The 18780-nt window shown below is 65.7% G+C and carries 15 protein-coding genes and 1 tRNA gene; 8 read left to right on the top strand and 8 right to left on the bottom strand.

Translation table 11 applies throughout. The features are described 5' to 3' along the window. Positions 1 to 41: 41 nt before the first annotated feature. Complete coding sequence (locus HLAC_RS13350; protein WP_015911370.1) at positions 42 to 341, bottom strand: DUF424 domain-containing protein; 300 nt, start codon at positions 339 to 341, stop codon at positions 42 to 44. Beyond that, entirely contained in the window at positions 342 to 1247 is a 906-nt protein-coding gene (locus HLAC_RS13345) for a tetratricopeptide repeat protein (protein WP_015911369.1), read from the bottom strand. 334 nt (positions 1248 to 1581) lie between these two features. Here HLAC_RS13345 and HLAC_RS13340 point away from each other — a divergent pair, with 334 nt between their 5' ends. After that, positions 1582 to 2979, top strand: coding sequence for an APC family permease (locus tag HLAC_RS13340; protein WP_015911368.1), 1398 nt, complete (start codon positions 1582 to 1584; stop codon positions 2977 to 2979). Between the two features lie 168 nt (positions 2980 to 3147). Here HLAC_RS13340 and pepF read toward each other — a convergent pair whose 3' ends face one another. The 4 genes from pepF to HLAC_RS13320 form a co-directional block, all read right to left on the bottom strand. Continuing rightward, positions 3148 to 4947: an oligoendopeptidase F gene (gene pepF / locus HLAC_RS13335; protein WP_015911367.1), complete on the bottom strand. Its 1800-nt coding sequence runs from the start codon at positions 4945 to 4947 to the stop codon at positions 3148 to 3150. 71 nt (positions 4948 to 5018) lie between these two features. Continuing rightward, entirely contained in the window at positions 5019 to 5492 is a 474-nt protein-coding gene (rimI, locus tag HLAC_RS13330) for a ribosomal protein S18-alanine N-acetyltransferase (protein WP_015911366.1), read from the bottom strand. Positions 5493 to 5594: 102 nt separating this feature from the next. Beyond that, complete coding sequence (locus HLAC_RS13325; RefSeq protein ID WP_015911365.1) at positions 5595 to 7145, bottom strand: PAS domain-containing protein; 1551 nt, start codon at positions 7143 to 7145, stop codon at positions 5595 to 5597. A 153-nt stretch (positions 7146 to 7298) separates the two neighbouring features. Further along, positions 7299 to 8105, bottom strand: coding sequence for a TrmB family transcriptional regulator (locus tag HLAC_RS13320; RefSeq protein WP_015911364.1), 807 nt, complete (start codon positions 8103 to 8105; stop codon positions 7299 to 7301). Between the two features lie 217 nt (positions 8106 to 8322). On the opposite strand from HLAC_RS13320, the gene HLAC_RS13315 reads away from it, so the two are divergent. The 4 genes from HLAC_RS13315 (at position 8323) to HLAC_RS13300 (ending at position 13706) form a co-directional block, all read left to right on the top strand. Beyond that, complete coding sequence (locus tag HLAC_RS13315; protein ID WP_015911363.1) at positions 8323 to 10152, top strand: COG1361 S-layer family protein; 1830 nt, start codon at positions 8323 to 8325, stop codon at positions 10150 to 10152. Beyond that, complete coding sequence (locus HLAC_RS13310) at positions 10153 to 12792, top strand: efflux RND transporter permease subunit (RefSeq protein WP_015911362.1); 2640 nt, start codon at positions 10153 to 10155, stop codon at positions 12790 to 12792. It abuts the gene before it with no gap. A gap of 27 nt (positions 12793 to 12819) precedes the next feature. After that, positions 12820 to 12892: transfer RNA gene (locus HLAC_RS13305), tRNA-Arg, on the top strand. 448 nt (positions 12893 to 13340) lie between these two features. Then, complete coding sequence (locus tag HLAC_RS13300; protein WP_015911360.1) at positions 13341 to 13706, top strand: hypothetical protein; 366 nt, start codon at positions 13341 to 13343, stop codon at positions 13704 to 13706. 105 nt (positions 13707 to 13811) lie between these two features. On the opposite strand, the gene HLAC_RS13295 is transcribed toward HLAC_RS13300, so the two are convergent. After that, complete coding sequence (locus HLAC_RS13295) at positions 13812 to 14306, bottom strand: hypothetical protein (protein WP_015911359.1); 495 nt, start codon at positions 14304 to 14306, stop codon at positions 13812 to 13814. 235 nt (positions 14307 to 14541) lie between these two features. Between HLAC_RS13295 and HLAC_RS13290 the strand changes: the two genes are divergently transcribed. Beyond that, a complete protein-coding gene (locus tag HLAC_RS13290; RefSeq protein ID WP_015911358.1) occupies positions 14542 to 15411 on the top strand; it encodes a hypothetical protein in 870 nt (289 codons plus the stop codon). Between the two features lie 574 nt (positions 15412 to 15985). On the opposite strand, the gene HLAC_RS13285 is transcribed toward HLAC_RS13290, so the two are convergent. Continuing rightward, positions 15986 to 17149, bottom strand: a complete 1164-nt coding sequence (locus HLAC_RS13285) for a hypothetical protein (protein WP_015911357.1) — start codon at positions 17147 to 17149, stop codon at positions 15986 to 15988. Between the two features lie 96 nt (positions 17150 to 17245). Between HLAC_RS13285 and HLAC_RS13280 the strand changes: the two genes are divergently transcribed. Both HLAC_RS13280 and HLAC_RS13275 read left to right on the top strand, forming a co-directional pair. Further along, positions 17246 to 18100, top strand: a complete 855-nt coding sequence (locus HLAC_RS13280) for a DUF7857 domain-containing protein (protein WP_049933607.1) — start codon at positions 17246 to 17248, stop codon at positions 18098 to 18100. Continuing rightward, a complete protein-coding gene (locus HLAC_RS13275) occupies positions 18097 to 18747 on the top strand; it encodes a nucleotide-binding protein (RefSeq protein WP_015911355.1) in 651 nt (216 codons plus the stop codon). Before HLAC_RS13280 ends, HLAC_RS13275 begins: the two co-directional genes overlap by 4 nt. The last annotated feature ends 33 nt before the right edge of the window (positions 18748 to 18780 follow it).

Here is an 18780-nt window from a genome sequence, read left to right as displayed (position 1 = left end):
CATTATCTCGTCAGTCGCTCCGTCGTGCCATCGCCGGTCGGTCACAGCCAGAGCAGTTGTGCGTGTCGCGTCTCGTCGAACTCCAGTACGGTCTCCTCGTCGACGAGCCCGGCCTCGACGGCGACGCCGACGGCCTCGGTGCCGACGATGTTCGCGACCTGCGCGCGGTGGAGCCCCGCGACGACCTCCTCGGCGGTCGCCTCGACCGCGTCGTCGCCGCCGTAGAACTCCTCGCTGACGGTGATCGTCGCACGTCCGTTGTCGTACGTTTCGCCGAGGCAGTCGGTGTCGCAGACGGAGACGAGCCGCCCCTCGGCGGTCTCGCGCTCTCGGAGGAGCATTTAAAAGCCCTCTGGCCCCTCGCCCTGGAGCTCTCGCTCCGGCTCCTCGCGGGTGCCGCCCTGCCCGCCTCGACCGCCGCGGCCGCCCCGACCGCCGGCACCGGGCTGTCCGCCGGGTCGGCCGCCCTGACGGCCCTGCCCGCCGGGTCCGGGCGCCTGACCGGTCTGTTCCTCGACCATCTGCTCTTCCGCCTCGCGCCGGATCTCGTCGGCGCGGTCGGCGACCTCCTCGGCCTGTTCGTGTTCGCCGGCCTCTTCGAGTGCGCGGGCCTTCTCCTCTAGTACGCCCGCGCTCCGGTAGCCGAGTCGGATCGCGTTGTCGAAGCAGCTGACGGCGTCCTCGGCGAGGCCGCGCTCGACCAGCAGGAATCCGCGGTTGTACCACGCTTCCGCGAAGCGCGGATCGATCTCGACGGCGCGCTCGGCGTGTTCGAGCGCCTGCTCGCCGCGGCCCGACTCCCAGAGCGCGTACGCGAGGTTGGTCTCGGCGGTCGCGGCGTGCTCGGAGTCGCCGTCGATCCGCAGCGCCTCCTCGTAGGCGCCGATCGCCTGATCGTACTCTTCGAGCTCGGCGTGGGCCGCGCCCTTGTTCACCCACGCCTCCTGGGCCTCCGGCGAGTCCTCGTCGGCGAAGCTGGCGGCGCGCTCGAACGTCTCCGTCGCCTCCTCGAAGCGGTTGATCCCCATGTACGACAGCCCCACGTCGATCAGCCGCTCGACGTCGATGGCGTCGCTCTCGACGTTGCGCTTGTCCATGATGTCGGTGAGGACGCGGGAGTCGACGGGGTCGACCGTGTTCGGGTCGGCGTCGATCTCCTCGGGGTCGAGGGTGAACTCCTCGTACTCGGCGTCGACGCCCTGCCCGGCAGAGAACTCGTGGCGGTCGTCGTCGCGTTTATCGGTCATATACCCGGTTTAGCGGGTCACGACGCGTAAGGGTTGCGTCGGAGCGTCGCGGAGACGGCGGTTCGGCGCTGTCGAAGTCCCATTCTTGTGGTACTCTCGTCTGTTCTCAATCGGATGGGGAACAGGTGAATAGCAACACACGGTTGTGATGTCTGCTGGGCCTCCCGTCTTGTCTAGTGTCTGGAGGTGCTACTCAGGTAGAGGAGTACATCTATTTGCTGTTAGCCTCTACCTGCATATTAAAAATCACTTACAATATTTAGCAATACGAAATACATCTATGTCAAATTGCTGATTACGAAGATATAACTCCACTCAATACAAAAAATACGTAATGAGTGACGGAGAGTTGAGCCGAGATCTAGGGCTCTATTCAGCAGTGACGCTGAGCATGGGGGCAATGATCGGTGGCGGGATCTTCGTTCTCCCTGCAGTCGGATACAAGAAGGCAGGACCTGCAATCATCGTTGCCTACTTGCTAGCTGGGTTAATCGTCCTCCCGAACGCGCTCTCAAAGGCGGAAATGGCGACGGCGATGCCGGAAGATGGTGGGACCTATATCTATATTGACCGTGCGATGGGTCCGCTTTTTGGGACGATTGCAGGTATCGGTGTCTGGTTTTCGCTTGTATTCAAAAGTGCCTTCGCGCTTGTCGGCCTCGGTGCATACCTATTATTGCTCGTGAGCATTCCGGCTACCCTCGTGAAAGTGGTTGCACTTGTCCTCGGAGTTATTGTCATCTTACTCAATATTGTCGGAACCGAAAAAAGCGGTCAGGTGCAGGGTGTTCTGGTAACGTTCGTCGTACTCGTGCTCGGCGCCTACGTCGTCGGCGGAGTCGTGCCCTCTGACTCGGTACAGTATACACCGTTTGTCACCCGCGGAATCGGCGGGATTGCCACCGCCACCGCTTTCGTCTTCGTTTCGTATGCTGGGATCGGAGAAGTCGCCTCCGTTGCCGAAGAGATCACTGACCCGGGCCGGAACATCCCTCGTGCAATGCTGATTTCCATCGGAGTGATGATGGTGATTTATACCGCCGTAGTGGGCGTTATCGTTGGCATTGTGCCAGCCGACACGCTCATTCACGGCGGCCCGGACGGTGGCACCTCGCTCACTCCGATGGCCGACAGTGCCGAGATGGTGTTTGGTGGTGTGGGCGTCACGGTGGTCGCTATTACCGCTGTGCTTGCACTTACCAGCATGGCGAATGCGGGTGTTCTCGGAACGTCTCGTTTCCTCCTTGCGATGAGTCGTGACTCCCTTTTGCCTGATCAGGTCGGGCGGATCAACCACCGGTTTTTGACGCCGGTAAACGCCGTTCTCGTGACTGGTGGGGTGTTGCTCGCGCTCATTGCGTTCGTTCCAGTTGTCAACCTTGCAAAGCTGGCTAGTGCCTTTCTCATCCTCGTGTTCTCCTTGGAGAATCTGTCTGTGATCGTCTTTCGGGAGGCCGATGTCGATTTCTATAACCCGGACTTTCGATCTCCCGGATACCCGGCGGTGCAGATTCTCGGCGTGGTCGGTGGTGTCATACTGATCATTCAGATGGGACTCATTTCGATCATTGGTGCCGTTGGAATCAGCGTTGGCAGTGTCGCCTGGTACCTCGCTTATGCACGCCCGCGTACTGACCGTCGCGGCGTACTCGCAACGTACTTCGATCGTGTGCCGGATTTGTTGGAACCACTGGATGAGGCTCCCACCAGCTCGAAACAGGAAGAGGACTGAGAACCTCCAACGAGCGGGATATTCTGTACGCTTGTGTTCGGAGTTCAGTCAGGCTGTACTCGCTGACTCACGTGTCTGCTCACCAATTCGGGAGCGAGCTGAAGACTCGTCTGAGATCACCGATATATTCGATCAGTTCGGACTCGACGACCGCTCTTACCCTCCCGGCTACTCCACGTCCAGAAGCGCCGCAATCTCGTCGAGGTACTCGTCGTAGATCCCGACGGCCGACTCGATCGGTTCGGGCGATGCCATGTCGATCCCCGCGAGTTCGACGACGTCGAGGGGGTAATCCGAACCGCCCGCCCGCAGCATCTCGCGGTAGTCGGCGGCGGCCTCGTCGCCCTCGTCGAGGACGCGCTCGACGATCGCGGCCGCCGCGGAGATGCCGGTCGCGTACTGGTACACGTAGAAGTTGTAGTAAAAGTGCGGAATCCGCTCCCACTCTCGTTCGACGCCGCCGGTCAGTTCGGCGGGCGCGTAGTAGTCGCCTTTGAGGTCGGCGTAGATCTCGTCGAACGCGTCGGGCGTGAGCGCGTCGTCGGCCTCGACGCGCTCGTGAATCCGCTGTTCGAAGGCCGCGAACATCGTCTGGCGGAACAGGGTCGAACGGAAGCGTTCGAGATACTCGTCGAGCACGTGGGTCCGCAGCTCGTCGTCCTCGACCGTGTCGAGCAGGTGGTGGGTGAGCAGGGTCTCGTTGACGGTAGAGGCGATCTCGGCGACGAAGATGTCGTAGCTCGCATCGTGCCACGGCTGGGTGTCGCCGGACAGCTCCGAGTGCATCGAGTGGCCAAGCTCGTGGGCCAGCGTGAACATCGAGGCGATATCGTCCTGGTAGTTCATCAGAATGTACGGCTGGGTGTCGTACGTACCCGACGAGAACGCGCCCGAGCGCTTCCCGCGGTTCTCGTACACGTCGACCCACCGCGAGTCGAGCCCCTCGGCCATCCGCTCTTGGTACGCCTCGCCCAGCGGCGCGACCGCCTCGATCACCCACTCGCGGGCCTGCTCGTACGCCACGTCCGGCCCCTGATCGCCCGTCAGTGACATGTACAGGTCGTGGCTTTCCAACTGGTCGACGCCGAGCGCGTCCGCCTTCAGCTCGGCATGCCGATGAAGCACGTCGAGGTTGTCGTCGACCGTGTCGACGAGGGTGTCGTACACTTCGACCGGGACGTTCGAGCCGTCGAGCGCGGCCTGACGCGCGGAGTCGTAGCCGCGGATCTCGGCGCTCGTCGCGTGCTCTCGGACGGCCTTTTTAAGCGACGTACCGACCGTGTTGCGGACGCCGGCCCACTCGTCGTAGAACGTCTCGTGGACGCGCTCGCGGAACTTGCGGTCCGGGTTCTTCTGGAGCTTTGTGAAGTTCGCCTGCGTGATCTCGACCTCCTCGCCGTCGGGGTTCTCGACGACGCCGTAGGTCATGTCGGCGTTCGTCAGCATCGAGTAGATCTCGCTCGGCGCGTCGGTAACCTCTGACAGGTCCGCGAGCACCTCCTCGACCTCCGCCGAACGCGTGTGGGCTTTCATCCGTAACACGTCGTCGAGGTAGTGCTCGTACTCGGCGAGCGCGGGCTCGTCGTCGACGAACGCCGCCACGTCCGCCTCGGTAAGCGACTGGAGCTCCGGTTCGAGATAGGAGATCGTGCTCGACGCCTCGGAGCCGAGCGAGGACGCCTTCGCGGACATCGCCTGATACTCTTGGTTCCGGGTGTCCTCGGCGCTGCGGAGCTGGGCGTACGTCATCACCTGCTCGAGATCGCGGAAGATCGCCTCGCGCAACTCCAGCAGTTCGAGGAGGGTCGCGGCGTCGTCGGCGACGCGCCCTTCGTACGCCTCCAACTCCTCGATCCGCTCCGACACCGCCTCGTACGCGGACTCCCACTCCTCGTCGTCCGCGTAGATGCCCTGGAGGTCCCACTTGTACGCCTCGTCGATCTCCGCTCGCTCGGGAACCGAACTCATACCACGAGGTTTGCCTCCGGGGCACTAAGCCTTTTTAAAAAGCGGAAGTCTGCGCGAGAAGTGACAGACTGTCACTCCCCCGCCGTCCACTCCGCGAGGTCGACGACGAGCACGAACGCGTCCTCGCCGTCCCGGTAGTAGTTCGAGATGCGGCGGATCGGATCGAAGCCCTCGTCCGCGTACAGAGAGCGTGCGGCCGCGTTGCTCTCGCGGACCTCAAGTCGCACGACTGCGACGCCGACGGCGTGGAGGCGCACGAGCGCCGAGCGGAGCAGCGTCCGACCGACCCCTCGCTTGCGCGCCTCGGGGTGGACTGCGAAGTCCTTCACGTGGCCGATGTCGCGGCCGTGGTTCGGAGTGGAATCCGCGACGACGTAGCCGACGACTGCCCCCTCCCACTCCGCGACGAGGAACGCGGGCTCCTCGAGTAGCCGCTCGAAGGCGTCGTACGGCCACGGGTCCGAGAAGCACGTTCGCTCGATCCGTACCACGGCGAGCAGGTCGGCGCGCTCGACTGGCCGGATGGTCGCATCGACGGGGGTCACGGGCCGGATTGGCGCGCGGGAGGAATAAACGCGACGGGACGGCGCGGTGGCGTGATGTGGGCGGGCCCGCGCGGCGACGGGACGGCGACGTGCCGACCGCGGTCACCCGTCGATCCACGGTTCGTCCGCGTCGGCCGCGTCGGAGTCGGGGCCTCCGACCACGAAGCACGCCCCGTCGGGGACCGTCACGTCGTCCGGGCACGCCGGATCGGTGCCGTCTCTCCGGACTCCGATCGTCCACCCGTGCGACTCGACGACCTCGCGGACGATGTCGAGCCCGTAGCCTGTCCCGTCCTCGCGGGTCGTGAAGCCAGGGTCGAAGACCTCCTCGCGGTGCGCCGGATCGATCCCCGGTCCGTCGTCGGCGACGAGAAATCCCCCGCCGGTCGCGGTCACGAGGACGGTGAGTGGGGCGTCTTCGCCGCTGTCGGTCGATCGAATCGCGTCTGTGCCGTCCGGCGCGGCGTGTTCCGTCGCGTTCCGGAACAGGTTCTCGAACACCTGTCGCAGCCGGCCGCGGTCGCCGCACACTCGGGCATCCGCGCCGAGGACGAGGGTCGCGTCCGCGCTCCCGGCGGTGTCCCACGCCTCGCGAGCGACGCCACCGAGCGCGAACTCGGTCGGCTCGTCGATCCCGGAGCCCTGCCGGGCGAGCGTCAACAGCTCCGAGACCAGCTGGTCGATCCGGTCGACGGCGCGCTCGCCGCGCTCCAAGGGCTCTGTGTCGCCGTTTAGCTCCGCCATCTCCATCGATCCTCGGATCACCGACAGCGGGTTCCGGAGGTCGTGCGAGACGATGCTGGCGAAGCGGTCGAGCCGCTCGTTGCGGTCGGTGAGCCGGCGCTCGCGCGCCTTCCGCTCGCTCACGTCCCGCGAGTTGATGAGCAGGCGTCCGACCGCGACGTCGTCGGGTAGCGACCGGCTTCGAGACTCCAGCCAGACCCAGTTGCCGTCGGCGGTACGGTAGCGGTACTCCATCGTGGGGGTCGCGTCGGGATCGTTGAGCGCGCGGTAGAACCGCTCGGTCACGCGCTCGCGGTCGTCGGGGTGGACGTAGCCGAGCGGGGAGCGCCCCACGGTCGACCCCTGCTCGTAGCCGAGAACCTCCTCGACGGCCGGGCTCTCGTACCGGACCCGCCCGTCCGCGTCGACGACGGTGACCAGATCCGTGCCGTACTCCAGGAACTCCCGGAACCGCTCCGGGAAGGTCTGCTCGGCGTCGACGCGACGCACCGTGACGACGCGCCCACCGAACTCGGGGGCTAACTCCTCGTCGACGACCGACTCGACCCAGACGAACCCGCCGTTGGCGTGGCGGAGCCGGTGGGTGACGACGCGGTTGGTCGCGACCGCCGAGAGCGCGTCGGAGACGGGCTCGCGGTCGTTCGGGTGAACGTAATCCAAGAGGTCATCACCGACGAGGGTCGCCCGCTCGATCCCGAGCACCGCGGGCACCGAGGGACCGGCGAACAGCACCTCGCCGTCGACCGCGACAGCCGCGACGAACCGGTCGGCACCCGGGACTGGCGAAGCGGGCGAACCGCTTGAAGCGGGCGACTCGGCCGATCCGTCGATCGACTGTCGGGTGTCGTCGGTATCGGCCCGGACATCGCGGCAGGCGATCGCCGGGCGGTCGGTCGGGCGGAGGGTCACGCTGGTTCGGTCCCTCCTTCGGTCGCGATCGGATAAAGCTGCGCCCCACAATTATCATAACGGATAAAATAAGGCGTTTTTCGGTGACTGCGGTCGATCTCCTGTCATCGAATCGGTGAATCTCTCGAGCCAGCGACCCTCTCGGATCGGCGCTCAGATCTCCTCGACCACGTCGGCCGATTCCCACGCGTCAACGAACCCGTCGCTCACGCGGGTCGCGAAGCCGCGGTCGCGCAGGTCGAGCATACCGAACAGACGGTCGGGCGCGAGCGGGTCGGACACCTCTAGACACACTTCCTCGTCGTCGATGAGGTAGAAGTTACCGTACACGTCGTCGGTCACGCGGAGCGTGAAGGCGCCCTGTGCCATCGCGAGCACGGCGTGGTCCTCGTCGATCGCGGCCAGCGCGTCGTCGAACATCGCCGGCGACAACAGCACGGAGACGTCGACGCCGCGTCGGATCGCCGACAGCAGCCGGTCGAGGAGGACCGGCCCCTCGCGGTCCACCTCGAACTGCGAGGAGACCTCGGTGGCGACGACGACGATCGAGTCCGCCGCGGCGTCGACCCGCTCGAAGAGCAGATCCAGCGAATCCTCGGCACCGACGGCGGCGGTCCAGAACCGGTCGTCAGTCGTCTCAGCGTCGGCCAACTGGTCGATCAGCTCGTCTTTCCCCGACTCGTACGTCTCGATCCGGCGCTCCAGCTCCCGGCGTTTGGCCTCGACGAGCCGATCGACGGCGACTGCGGGCTCGACCGGCGCGTACCGCTTCGGCTCCCGATCGCTCTGGACGCGGACGAGCCCGCGGGACTCCAACCCGCCGAGCGCGTCGTAGATGCGCCCCTTCGGCACGTCGCTCTCGGCGGTCACGTCGGCGGCGGTCCCGGTGCCGAGCCCGAGCAGTCCGCGGTACGCCCGGTCCTCGTAGCTCGACAGCCCCAGATCGCGAAGCGACTCCATGCAGCGATCTACGCTAAGTATATTTAAATGAGTGGCGCTGAAACTGAATTTTGTTTTGGCATGGATACGACGATATTCGAATGGAATCCGTATTCTAGCACCCCAAACCGAGCTGAGACTACCAACCGATCTGCAATATATTTCTGGAAACTGATACGATGTTTCTAGAGGTTCCCGAAGGGTATTACGTCGGCGCGGTCTACCACGGATAACCGATATGAGCCGTATCCGGAAGATCGCGGTCGTCGCGCTTGTCTGCTGTCTGCTAGTGGCCGGCACCGCGCTGGTCGCGGCCAACGACACGGTCAGCGGCGATCCCGACATCGAGGCGTTCGCGCCCGAGACGGCGTTCGTTCCCGGCGAGGAGTCGACGCTGCAGGTGAGTCTGAACAACCGCGGCGACGTGAGCGAGGAGGGGTTCGACGACCTCGAAAGCGAGGTGGTGACCGCCCACGAGACCACCGCGCGGATCCTCTCCGGCGACGAGACCAACCGCGACGTTCCGTTCGACGTGCGCACCGGCGAACAGACGGTGGGCGACGTGCCTCGGGGCGTCACCGGTCCGATCGACTTCACCGTCGTCCCCGACGAGGACGCGGAACCGGGCGTCTACCAGGTCCCGATCCGACTGGAGTACCGGAACGTCTACAACGCCGAGGACGACAACGGCGCGACCCTCCGCGACGAGCGCGTCGAGACCGAGACCGTGGTCGTCGACGTCGAGATAACCGACCGCGCGCAGTTCGCGGTCACCGCCGTCGACGGCGCGGTCCAAGCCGGCGACACCGGCGTCGTCGACGTGACGATGCGAAACGTCCAGAACGAAACCGCCCGCGAGGCGTCGGTGGCGGCGACCCCGGTCGACCCTGATCTCACCTTCACCACCGAGGCCGGCACCACCGAGACGTACGTCGACGACTGGGCGCCCGGCGAGAACCGCACCTTCACCTACCGGTTCGACGCCGCCGCCGACGCGACGCCACGGGCTTCGACGCTGGAGTTCGACGTGGAGTACCGAGACGCCGAGCGTGCGGACGCTACCGCCCGAACGGTTCGGACCGGCGTGACCCCGCTCTCGCGGCAGGCGTTCGACGTGACCGGCCTCAACAGTTCGCTGGAGGTCGGCAAGGACGGCTCGTTCACGGTCGCGGTCCGCAACGACGGCCCGCGTCCGGTGGAGAACGCCGTCGTCGCCTTCGACAACGAGGCGCCGGCGCCGGAGGGGGTCGGGGCGGACACGATTCCGACCGACGAGAACGTCGTCCCCCGCGAGACGCGGGTGACCGTCGGCGACCTCGGGGTCGGCGAGACCGCGACGGCGACGTTCGACGCCGGGATCCGCACCGACGCAACCCCGGGCAATCGGACGCTCAACCTCGTCGTGCGCTATCGCGGGCTCGACGACGACGTGGTCGTCTCCGACGCGTACGACGCCGTCGTCGATGTGCGCCCGGAACAGGAGACCTTCGCCGTCTCACCGGTCGAACCGCGTGTCGACGAGGACGGTGCGGGCGGTAACGAGACCGGCAGTGACGGTAACGGGACTGACGAGGGCGACAACAGAACCGCCGCCGTCGCCGGCGCCGCGACCGGAATCGCGCCGGGTGAGACCGCCCGGTACGACGTGGTCGTTCGTAACACGGGCTCCGAGCCGGTCTCGGACGTGCAGGCGAAGCTGTTCGTGGACGAGCCGATCTCCTCGGACGACGACGAGGCGTTCGTCACGTCGCTGGATCCGGGCGAGGAGACGACCCTGCGCTTCGAAGTAAGCGCTGACGGCGGGGCCGCGCCGAAGACGTACTCCGCCGCGGTCGACTTCCGGTACGACGACGCCGAGGGCGACGAGCAGCTCTCGGACACCTACCGGCTCCCCGTCGAGGTCGCCACCGACGACGGTGGCAGCGTGCTCCGGTCACCGGTCGGAATCGTCGCCCTGCTGAGCGCCCTTGCGATCGGCGCCGCGGCGGTCTGGAAGCGCGGCCGGGTGAGCCGAGCGATCTCGCGGTTCCGCCGGCGGGCCCGCGACCGGTTCGGCGGCAACCGGTAGATGTCGGGAGTAGAGCGCGTCTTCCGGGAGATAACCGACCGCGTCGTCGACCGACCGAAGCAGGTTGTCGTCGCCTGCCTGCTCGTCACGGTGCTTTTCGCGCCCGGGATGGCCCTCCTCGAGTCCGAGGCGGGCAGCGACCAGTTCACCGAGGGGATCGACGAGGCCGACGCGCTCGACCGGGTGAACGAGCAGTTCGAGCCCGCGTTCGGCGGCGACGAGCCGACCACGCAGCTGATCCAGCGGGACGGCAACGTGCTCGACCGGCGCGGACTGCTCGCGATGTTGGAGACGGCCGAGCGGCTCGAAGACCGTGACGACCTCCGGGTGACCGAGGTGTCCGCCCCGGCGATGGACGTGGCGGCCGAACTCGACGAGAACGTCGAGACCGCCGGCGACGCGCGCGACGCGGTCGAGCGCGCCAGCGAGGGAGAGATCGACGACGCGGTCGACGCGGCCGCCGAGGACCCCGGCTTCGACACGCTGCTCTCGGACGACTACAACCGGGAGTCGCAGACCGCCTCCGCCGCGCTCGGCGTCGTCACCCACTCGTTCCCCGCGTCGGCCGACGCCCAGTCGCTCCAGTTGGAGGCGCGCGACATCGCCGAGCGTTCGCCCGGCGATGTCACCGTCTTCGGGGGCGGCATCGTCGACAACGAGTTCGCGCAGGTGATCTTCGACTCGCTCGCGATCGTCGTGCCGGCGGCGCTCGCCGTCATCCTGGGGCTGTTGGCGTACGCGTACCGCGACCCGTTCGACTTCGTGTTGGGCGGCGTCGCGCTGTTGATGACCGTGGTCTGGACGTTCGGGTTCACCGGCTACGCCGGTATCGCCTTCTCCGACGTGTTGATCGCGGTGCCCGTCCTCCTGCTCGCGATCGGGATCGACTTCGGGATCCACACGGTGAACCGCTACCGCGAGGAGCGCGCGGAGGGGGTCGAACCGACGGCCGCCATGCGAGACGCACTCGGGCAGCTGACGGTCGCGTACTCGATCATCGCGGGGACGACGATCATCGGCTTCCTCGCGAACCTGACCAGCTCGCTCGGCCCACTTCAGGAGTTCGGGCTCGTCGCCGGTATCGGCATCTGTTTCATCCTCGTCATTTTCGTCGGCTTTCTGCCGGCGGCGAAGCTCCTCGTCGACCGCTGGCGCGCCGAGCGGTCGCTCCCCGAGTTCGGCTCCCGCCCGCTTGGCTCCGAGGACTCGGCGCTCGGTCGATTACTTCCGTCGCTGACCGCGATCTCTCGTCCGGCCCCCGCCGTCTTCCTCGTCGTCGTTCTCCTCCTGACCGCCGGCGCGGCCGGGTACGGCGCGGGCGTCGACACCACGTTCGACGACGACGACTTCCTCCCCCCGAGTGAGCAGCCCGGCTACGTCGACTACTTCCCCGGCCCGATGCAGCCCGGCGAGTACACCGCGACCGAGACGATCAACTTCCTGTCCGACAACTTCGCCACGAGCGAGGACGACACCGTGACCGTCTACGTGGAGCGGCGGATGACCAGCGACGCCGCCCTCCGGAGCCTCGACCGGGCGGAGCGCGACCCGCCCGACACGTTCGTCGAGACCGACGGCCGCGCCAGCGCCACCGGCGTGACCGACGCGATCGACGGCTACGCTGATGAGGATCCAGAGTTCGGACAGCTCGTCGACGAGTCGGCGCTTGACGACGGCCCGCCGAACCGGAACCTCGACCGGATCTACGGCGAGTTGCGCGACTCGGGATACGCGGACTTCACCGGCGAGTACCTCGCGGACGACAGCCGGTCCACGCGCGTGGTGTACGACGTGGAGTCAGACGCCTCCGACGCCGCGATCACCGCGGACGCCCGCGAGGTGGCCGACCGCTACCGCGGCGACGCCACCGCCACCGGCCAGATCGTCGTCTTTCAGGCGGTGAGCGAGACGATCTTCAGTTCGGCGATCGTCTCGCTGTCGGCCGCGCTCGGGCTCTCGGCGCTGCTCCTGATCGTCCTCTTCCGGCTGTTCCTCGGAAGCCCCGCGCTCGGGCTCGTCACGCTCCTGCCCGTGGCCGTCACCGTCGCGACACTCACCGCGACGATGCGGCTGGCCGGGATCCCCTTCAATGCGCTTACGGCGACGATCCTCTCCATCACCATCGGGCTCGGGGTCGACTACACGGTTCACGTCGCTCACCGCTTCCACGACGAGTACGTCGAACTCGGCGACGCCGACGCCGCGGTCGAGACCACCCTCCGAGGAACCGGCGGTGCGCTCACCGGTACGATGGCGACCACCGCGCTCGGCACGGGCGTGCTCGTGCTCGCAATCACCCCGATCCTCGGCCAGTTCGGCCTCCTGACCGCCGCGAGCATTTCGCTCGCGTACGTCGCCTCGCTCGTGGTGTTGCCGCCGGCGCTCATCGTCTGGGCTGCCGTCGTCGAGCGCCGACCCGACCTGCTGTGGACCGGTCGGCTGGTCGGTGGGTTGGGATCCGGGAGTGATGGCGGGACTGGGACTCCTGACAGCGTCGAGCGCACCGCCGAAGACGCGCGTACTGACGGCGGGGTCGTCGAAGGCGATGCGGAGGGCCGTTTCCAGTGGAGTCCGCCCTTGAACGAGGCGGATCGTCGGGGAGCGGGAGGCGATCCGGACGACCGCAGTCAGAAGCGTTAAACGCTCGCCGCGGATACCCGGTCGTGAGGGCGCGTAGCTCAGCGGACAGAGCACTTGGTTCCGGACCAAGATGCCGCGGGTTCAAATCCCGTCGCGCCCGTTCCTTCACTTCGTTCAGTCACGGGCGCGACTGACCCTCGCTCGTTCGCTCCGCTCACTCGCGAGGATCCCGTCGCGCCCGTATCGTTCTAATCGCATGACAGCGTCGGGGTAGACGCCGTAATAGTGCGAGGCGCGTGCTTTCGTTCGATAGGTGATCGTCCGCTGGTCCATCGGTGGGGTTCGCGTACATCCAAACCTGGTGTAGGGAGAGAAAATCAATCGCCGATTGACTCACTCCTCTTGGGTGACCTGAGAGAATGCCCGAATTCCATCAAGATTCGACTATTGAATAGAGAATGGCTCTGTTGAAACTATTTTCAGACATAATACTATGTGAAATGGCCGATCACTGAATATTGCGTAGTGAGTACCGCAGTGATGTATTCAGTCTATCTCCAATTGAGAACACGTGTTTCTTAAGTACGTAATTGAAACACGTCAGCCGTATGCCCTCCCTAAAACGCGTCCACATAGTAGCAGCGTTTGTCCTGTTCGGCATCGGTACACTCCTGTACTCTTGGATTATCGCGTCTCGACCCCTCCTCGGCACGGGCGTCGCGTTCGCGTCCTTCGTCGTCGCAGTATTCGCATACTACGGAGACGCCAACCGGCAGACGGTCACTCGCGTAACGATCATCATCACACTCATTTACGGCGTTTTCACGCTCCAACTTCCCATTGCTGTCATCGCAGCCTGCGTCGTCTACCTCACCGCGTGGCTTACCGGCTCGGATAGCCCACTCAACGCACCTGACACGCAGGTTTTCCCGGTCGAATCGACGGCTACCAACGAATCCGACTCTAGCGAGTGAACCGACAACTTACAGGTCCTTAGAGCTGCTCAGTCGCCGGATACCTGGTACGCGGTTTGTTCAGTGATTTCCCTCAACTGTTCTCACTACGAGTGACCTACCGGCTTATTCCGCAAGATCTCCGCCGCGTTCATCGGTTCTCGACACGGAAGTACGCTGCCGGTGATAGTAATACTCGACGAGCGTCCGCAGTAATACCGCGCCGTAGGCCAGCAGACCGAGGCCGATCCCGATGAACAGCAGTCCGATAGCGCCCGGACCGGGAACCTCGCCGCCGATCCGAACGATGAGGGCGTAGAATATCCCGGGTGCGGCGACGGTCACGACCAACTCAATCACGCGAATCGCGGTGTACCCGCGTTGAGCCGTCAGCCGAGCAGCCGGATCGTCAGCTCGTACAAGTCGATATCCCGCAAGCAGCGCCTCAGCACTGACTACGACAGCGAGGATCATGGGAAAGAATGCGAGGGACAGCAGGCCGGTTAGATTCTGTCCTGGCAGAACCCCGGCGAAGCTGGCAACACCGAGTGCAAGGGAACCGATAACAGCGGTGAGCTTGAGGGCTTGGAGGGGCTTGGCTCGAATAAACGAGGAGGGCATGGGGTCGGTTGCTATTCCCCCGGATCTCGAATAAGCTTTCTGAGATGGATCGTGGCGATATCGGGCTACCGAGCGGTTTGTTTACTGATTTCGGCGTAATATAATGGAGGTACCGTACTGGACTCATGCTCTAACTCTTGCACGGCTTCTGAAAACTGTCAGATGCGGAGGATAGAGACAGCATACCCAACGGGCAGGACAACCGTTTTATTCGACCCACATACTCTGACACGTAATGGATATTCTGCGTGCCCTCCTCGGCAACCCTGACGCACGCCGCCGTCTTGCCGGCACCATCGCTGTCGTGTTCGTCCTCTTGTTCCTCGTCTACGCCGCATATTGGCGGTCGAATGCGGCTTATGGGGTAGACTACAGAGTTGGAGCTGTCGGCGTCGTCTCTCCACAGCTTAGTGACATCGGCCATGCTTACGCTGGCCCCATCTTGTACATGCCCGCAGCGGCGCTCGCTGCTGTCGTCCACTATCACGGTGGTGCCGTACTGTACACGCTCGCGATGGCGCCCGTCCCGCCGGTCGCATCGGCACTTGCGCGCGCGACATTCGGCCCGTGGTCGGATATTAAAGAAGCCACTTTCCTCGGTGACGCACTTCCGACCCTCGTCGGCCTCGGCCTCGCTGTCGGCGCTGTCGTAGTCGTTGTTGGGTCTGTGTTCCGACGTTGGAGGCCGCCAGGTGAACGTTCACTGCTGGAACGCTTCTTCGGCTCGTCGGAGGACCGCTACAGGGCGCTCGCCGTCATCGTTATTGTCGCCGTTCTCTCGGTCCCGTTCACGTTCTGGTTGTACGCCGCATATCCAACCTACCAGCCCTTTTCATACAGCGTGTTCGGCGCCCCGATTGCGGCGCTCGTCTATTTGTACTGGCGCGGGATTGTACTCGCGTGGCTCAGCAACGCTGTGGTCTTCCTTGGGCACACCACCGCAATCGCGTTCATCGCTGCTAGTCCTGACTATGTCGCCGATCCCGGTTTCCTCGTACCCGGAGTTATGACTGCAACCGCACTTGGATCACTTGGTGCGTGCGCCGCCGTCGTCTTCAGGGAACTGTACGCGGTCGCCAGCCATTGCATCAAGAAAGCGTTGTAGTCACGTGTGTCGGGAGACACGGCGTCAAGTGGCCACTTTGCTGGAACAGGCTTCGGTGGCTCTGTTGAACGTTTCAGTGGAGACAATAGTGGCGTGCGAAATACGCGCTCTGTATTCAGCACGAGCCCAAGAACAGATCACCAATTGAGGATTTCAACAGAAATAGGCCTCCCGAATTAAACGGCCGAAGGATCTCGACGGGACGATCACCGAACTGTCGGCTGACCAGCGGAGCCATCTGATCGAGTGGGGAGTGGATACGATGGACGAGTTCCAGACAGAGCTTGAATCCCGAATTTCCGCTCTTGGATCCAACTGACTGCTCATTTCGACGCTGTAACGACCTGCTACGCAGTGCCTCCCGCTCTATCGTCTTGCCGGACGCACCCACCTCCCCCTCCAAGTAGTCACGTTAGATCACCCCCGTTCCGTCCGTGCGATCTGGAATTCGAGTTGATCGACGAGACCTCCTGACCCGTCAATAGGCACCCTGAGACAGCGATCGATCGGCTATCCGGATGTTCTCACCGCCGTTCCGTCCCCCCGTTACTCGTCCGCTCTTCGAAACCGCGACTCACTCCGTGTCCGCGACGATCCACGGCTTCGTATCGGGATCATACTCGGCGATCGCGCCGCTGTGGCTGCGCGTCTCGGGTGCGAGGACGCCGACGTGTTTCAGCTGCTGGACGAAGTTGAACAGGACGTTGGTTCGGATTACGTCGGTCCAGACGCCCCGGTCCCGATAGAGCCGGGCAGTCTCGCCGCGCTCGATCAGCTCTCGGGCGCGGGCCGCGCCGCGGGTCGTACAGAACGCGCTCAAGAAGACGTTCGGGTACTCGCGAACCAGCCGCTCGACGAGATCGAGGAAGTGGACACGCGGCCCCTCCTTCCGGAGCGCGTCGAGTAGCAGACCGAACTCGGGGTGCCTGACGAACGAGTTCCGGAGGAGGACCGCGAGCGGCGGGTGGACCTCGACGACGGTGCGCCGGGCCACGTCCTCTTTCGTTAGACGCAGGTCGTCGAGTTCCTCGATCCCGTAGCCGCGGAGGACCGTCGCGGCTAATTCTCCCTGTGCGGTTAGTTCGTGCGGCGATCCCACAGAGAGTAGTCCGAGAGTGCGCGCGCTCGCGATGGTCTCGTCGCCGGCCCCGAAGCTGTACTCGTCGGCGATCGCGTCGACGAGTTCGTCGCGCGCGAGGGGCCCGTACCGGTCGAGTGCGACGACCGGCGCGAAGTAGTTGAGCGGCTGTGCGAGGCTCAGCGTCGTGATGTCGCCGCCGAACTCGTTCCCGCGGAGCCGGAGCGACAGCTGCCCCTCGATGTCCGTGACCTCCGCGGTGGATTCCGCGCTCGGCGGCGAGCGCCACGCGGTCGCGCCGTCCTCCTCGACGCCGATGACGCCGACGCCCTTCGAGTGGAGTAGGTCGGCGTGTGGTCTCACGGCATCGCCGTGGCCGGCGAGATACGACGCGTGTGCCCCCTGCTGATAGGTCAGCGCCTGTCCGATGCCCCGAAGGAGGTTCGAGGATCCCTTTACCTCAATCGCGAACACGCGGTTCGCGTCGGTGAAGCCAAGCACGTCGGGGTACCGCCCGCGGATCGTGATCTCGTGGCGGCGACAGCGATCGAGCACGTCCGCGTACGCGTCGCTGTGTGCTTCGGGGACGTGGACCAGCGGTTCGTAGTTCCGCTCGTTGAGCGCGGTCACCACGTGGCCGAACACCGCCGGCTCGTTCATACGGGACAGACGATCCCGCGGACAATAAACGGTTCTCCCGTCGATTCACACGCTCACCGTCCCGCAGTTTAAATGCGATACCGCGGCACCCCGCCTATGGACCTCGCGTGGGATGTCGACCGGGAAGGGAACGTGTCGCTGGTACGGTGTCGCGTGCGCAACGACGACGCCGTCCCGCGGCGCGTTCGGATCGAGAGCCGGCTCGACGCTCCCGTACTCCCGCCCCGCCGGGGCGGTATCCCGGAGACCGGGTGGGACGAGTCGGGCGTGACGTTGCGTCTCGACCCCGGCGAACGGCGGGCGTTCGGCTTTGCGGCCAGCGCCCCGCCGGCCGATCCACCGGTCGAAGTGACCGAGGTGGCGGCGGTCGACCCGACGGAGCAGTCGGGAGAGACGAACCCGAGCGAGGGAGCTGAAACGGTCGAGTCGGCGACAGCCGTCGCCCTCCGAGAGCTCGGTGACCACCGGCCGCCGAGCGCCGCGGTCGCGGGCGGTGCGGGCGAGGTGGGTGGAGCGGGTGGGACAGGCAGTGCAGGCGGTTCGGACCCCACCGCCGACGCGGGCTCGGTGAATTCGACCGGACCCACCGTCGACGCTGGCAGAGAGTCAGACGCTGGTAGAGTGGCAGCCCCCGACAAATCTGATGGAGATCTCGCCGGCTCCGCACCGCCGTCGGTCGGGACGACGGAGGCGTGGTTCGACGCGATCGAATCACGACTGGACGCCGTCGAGGCACGGATCGACCGGGCGGAGCGGCTGACCGAGGCCGATCTGGCGACGGCGACGGAAGTGGTTGCGGAAACCGATGGCGTCGGAGCACTCTCCGGGCTCGACGATCGCGTCGCCGCGGACGCGGAGCGACTCCGAGAGCTGAGCGAGCGTGCGTCGACGCTTTCGGCGCGCGCGGAAGGGACCGACGCGCCGATCGAGGCGCTGGAGCGACTGGCGTGATCCTCGCGGTCGCCGGCGGGAAGGGCGGCGTCGGGAAGACGACGCTCGCGTACAATGTCGCCGCCGCGCTCGACGCGGTCGTCGTCGACGCCGACCTCGGCATGGCGGACCTGCCCGGCGGCCGCGGTCCAGACCTCCACGACGTGCTCGCCGGTGAGGCCGATTCGATCGAGGCGCTGCGCGCCGGTCCGGTCGATATCGTCCCCTGCGGTCGGACCCTCGCCGGCGCGCGGGCGGCCGATCTCCGGCGGCTCGAATCCGCGGTGGCGGCGATCGAGCGGGAGCGCGGTACCGTCGTCCTCGACTGTCCGGCGGGGCGGCGCGCGGACGCCGGGGTGCCGCTCGCGGTCGCTGACGCCTGTCTGCTCGTCGTGTCGCCGCGGGCGTTCGCACTGGCCGACGCGATCCGAACTCGGGCGCTCGCCCGCGAGCTCGACGCCGGGCTCGTCGGCTGCGCGGTCAACCGGGTGACCGAGGAGCCGCCGACCGACGCGATCGCCGACGCCATCGGGGCGCCCGCGTCGGTCGTCCCCGCCGATCCGCGCGTCGGCCGCTCGGTCGCCGAGGAGCGACCGGTCGTCGACGCCGCGCCGGACAGCGCCGCGGCGGAAGCGGTTCGCGAACTCGCTCGGCGAGTCCCCGGCTGACGGGGTGGCGAACTGCTGGCGGGCCGCAAAGTC

It is taken from the genome of Halorubrum lacusprofundi ATCC 49239 (genome assembly GCF_000022205.1).
Classification (GTDB): domain Archaea; phylum Halobacteriota; class Halobacteria; order Halobacteriales; family Haloferacaceae; genus Halorubrum; species Halorubrum lacusprofundi.
This window is presented reverse-complemented; position numbering and strand designations above follow the sequence as displayed.

Coding starts and splice junctions, on each gene's coding strand:
- HLAC_RS13350 (WP_015911370.1), bottom strand. CDS start 341: ATGCTCCTCCGAGAGCGCGAGACCGCCGAGGGGCGGCTCGTCTCCGTC.
- HLAC_RS13345 (WP_015911369.1), bottom strand. CDS start 1,247: ATGACCGATAAACGCGACGACGACCGCCACGAGTTCTCTGCCGGGCAG.
- HLAC_RS13340 (WP_015911368.1), top strand. CDS start 1,582: ATGAGTGACGGAGAGTTGAGCCGAGATCTAGGGCTCTATTCAGCAGTG.
- pepF (WP_015911367.1), bottom strand. CDS start 4,947: ATGAGTTCGGTTCCCGAGCGAGCGGAGATCGACGAGGCGTACAAGTGG.
- HLAC_RS13320 (WP_015911364.1), bottom strand. CDS start 8,105: ATGGAGTCGCTTCGCGATCTGGGGCTGTCGAGCTACGAGGACCGGGCG.
- HLAC_RS13315 (WP_015911363.1), top strand. CDS start 8,323: ATGAGCCGTATCCGGAAGATCGCGGTCGTCGCGCTTGTCTGCTGTCTG.
- HLAC_RS13310 (WP_015911362.1), top strand. CDS start 10,153: ATGTCGGGAGTAGAGCGCGTCTTCCGGGAGATAACCGACCGCGTCGTC.
- HLAC_RS13300 (WP_015911360.1), top strand. CDS start 13,341: ATGCCCTCCCTAAAACGCGTCCACATAGTAGCAGCGTTTGTCCTGTTC.
- HLAC_RS13295 (WP_015911359.1), bottom strand. CDS start 14,306: ATGCCCTCCTCGTTTATTCGAGCCAAGCCCCTCCAAGCCCTCAAGCTC.
- HLAC_RS13290 (WP_015911358.1), top strand. CDS start 14,542: ATGGATATTCTGCGTGCCCTCCTCGGCAACCCTGACGCACGCCGCCGT.
- HLAC_RS13285 (WP_015911357.1), bottom strand. CDS start 17,149: ATGAACGAGCCGGCGGTGTTCGGCCACGTGGTGACCGCGCTCAACGAG.
- HLAC_RS13280 (WP_049933607.1), top strand. CDS start 17,246: ATGGACCTCGCGTGGGATGTCGACCGGGAAGGGAACGTGTCGCTGGTA.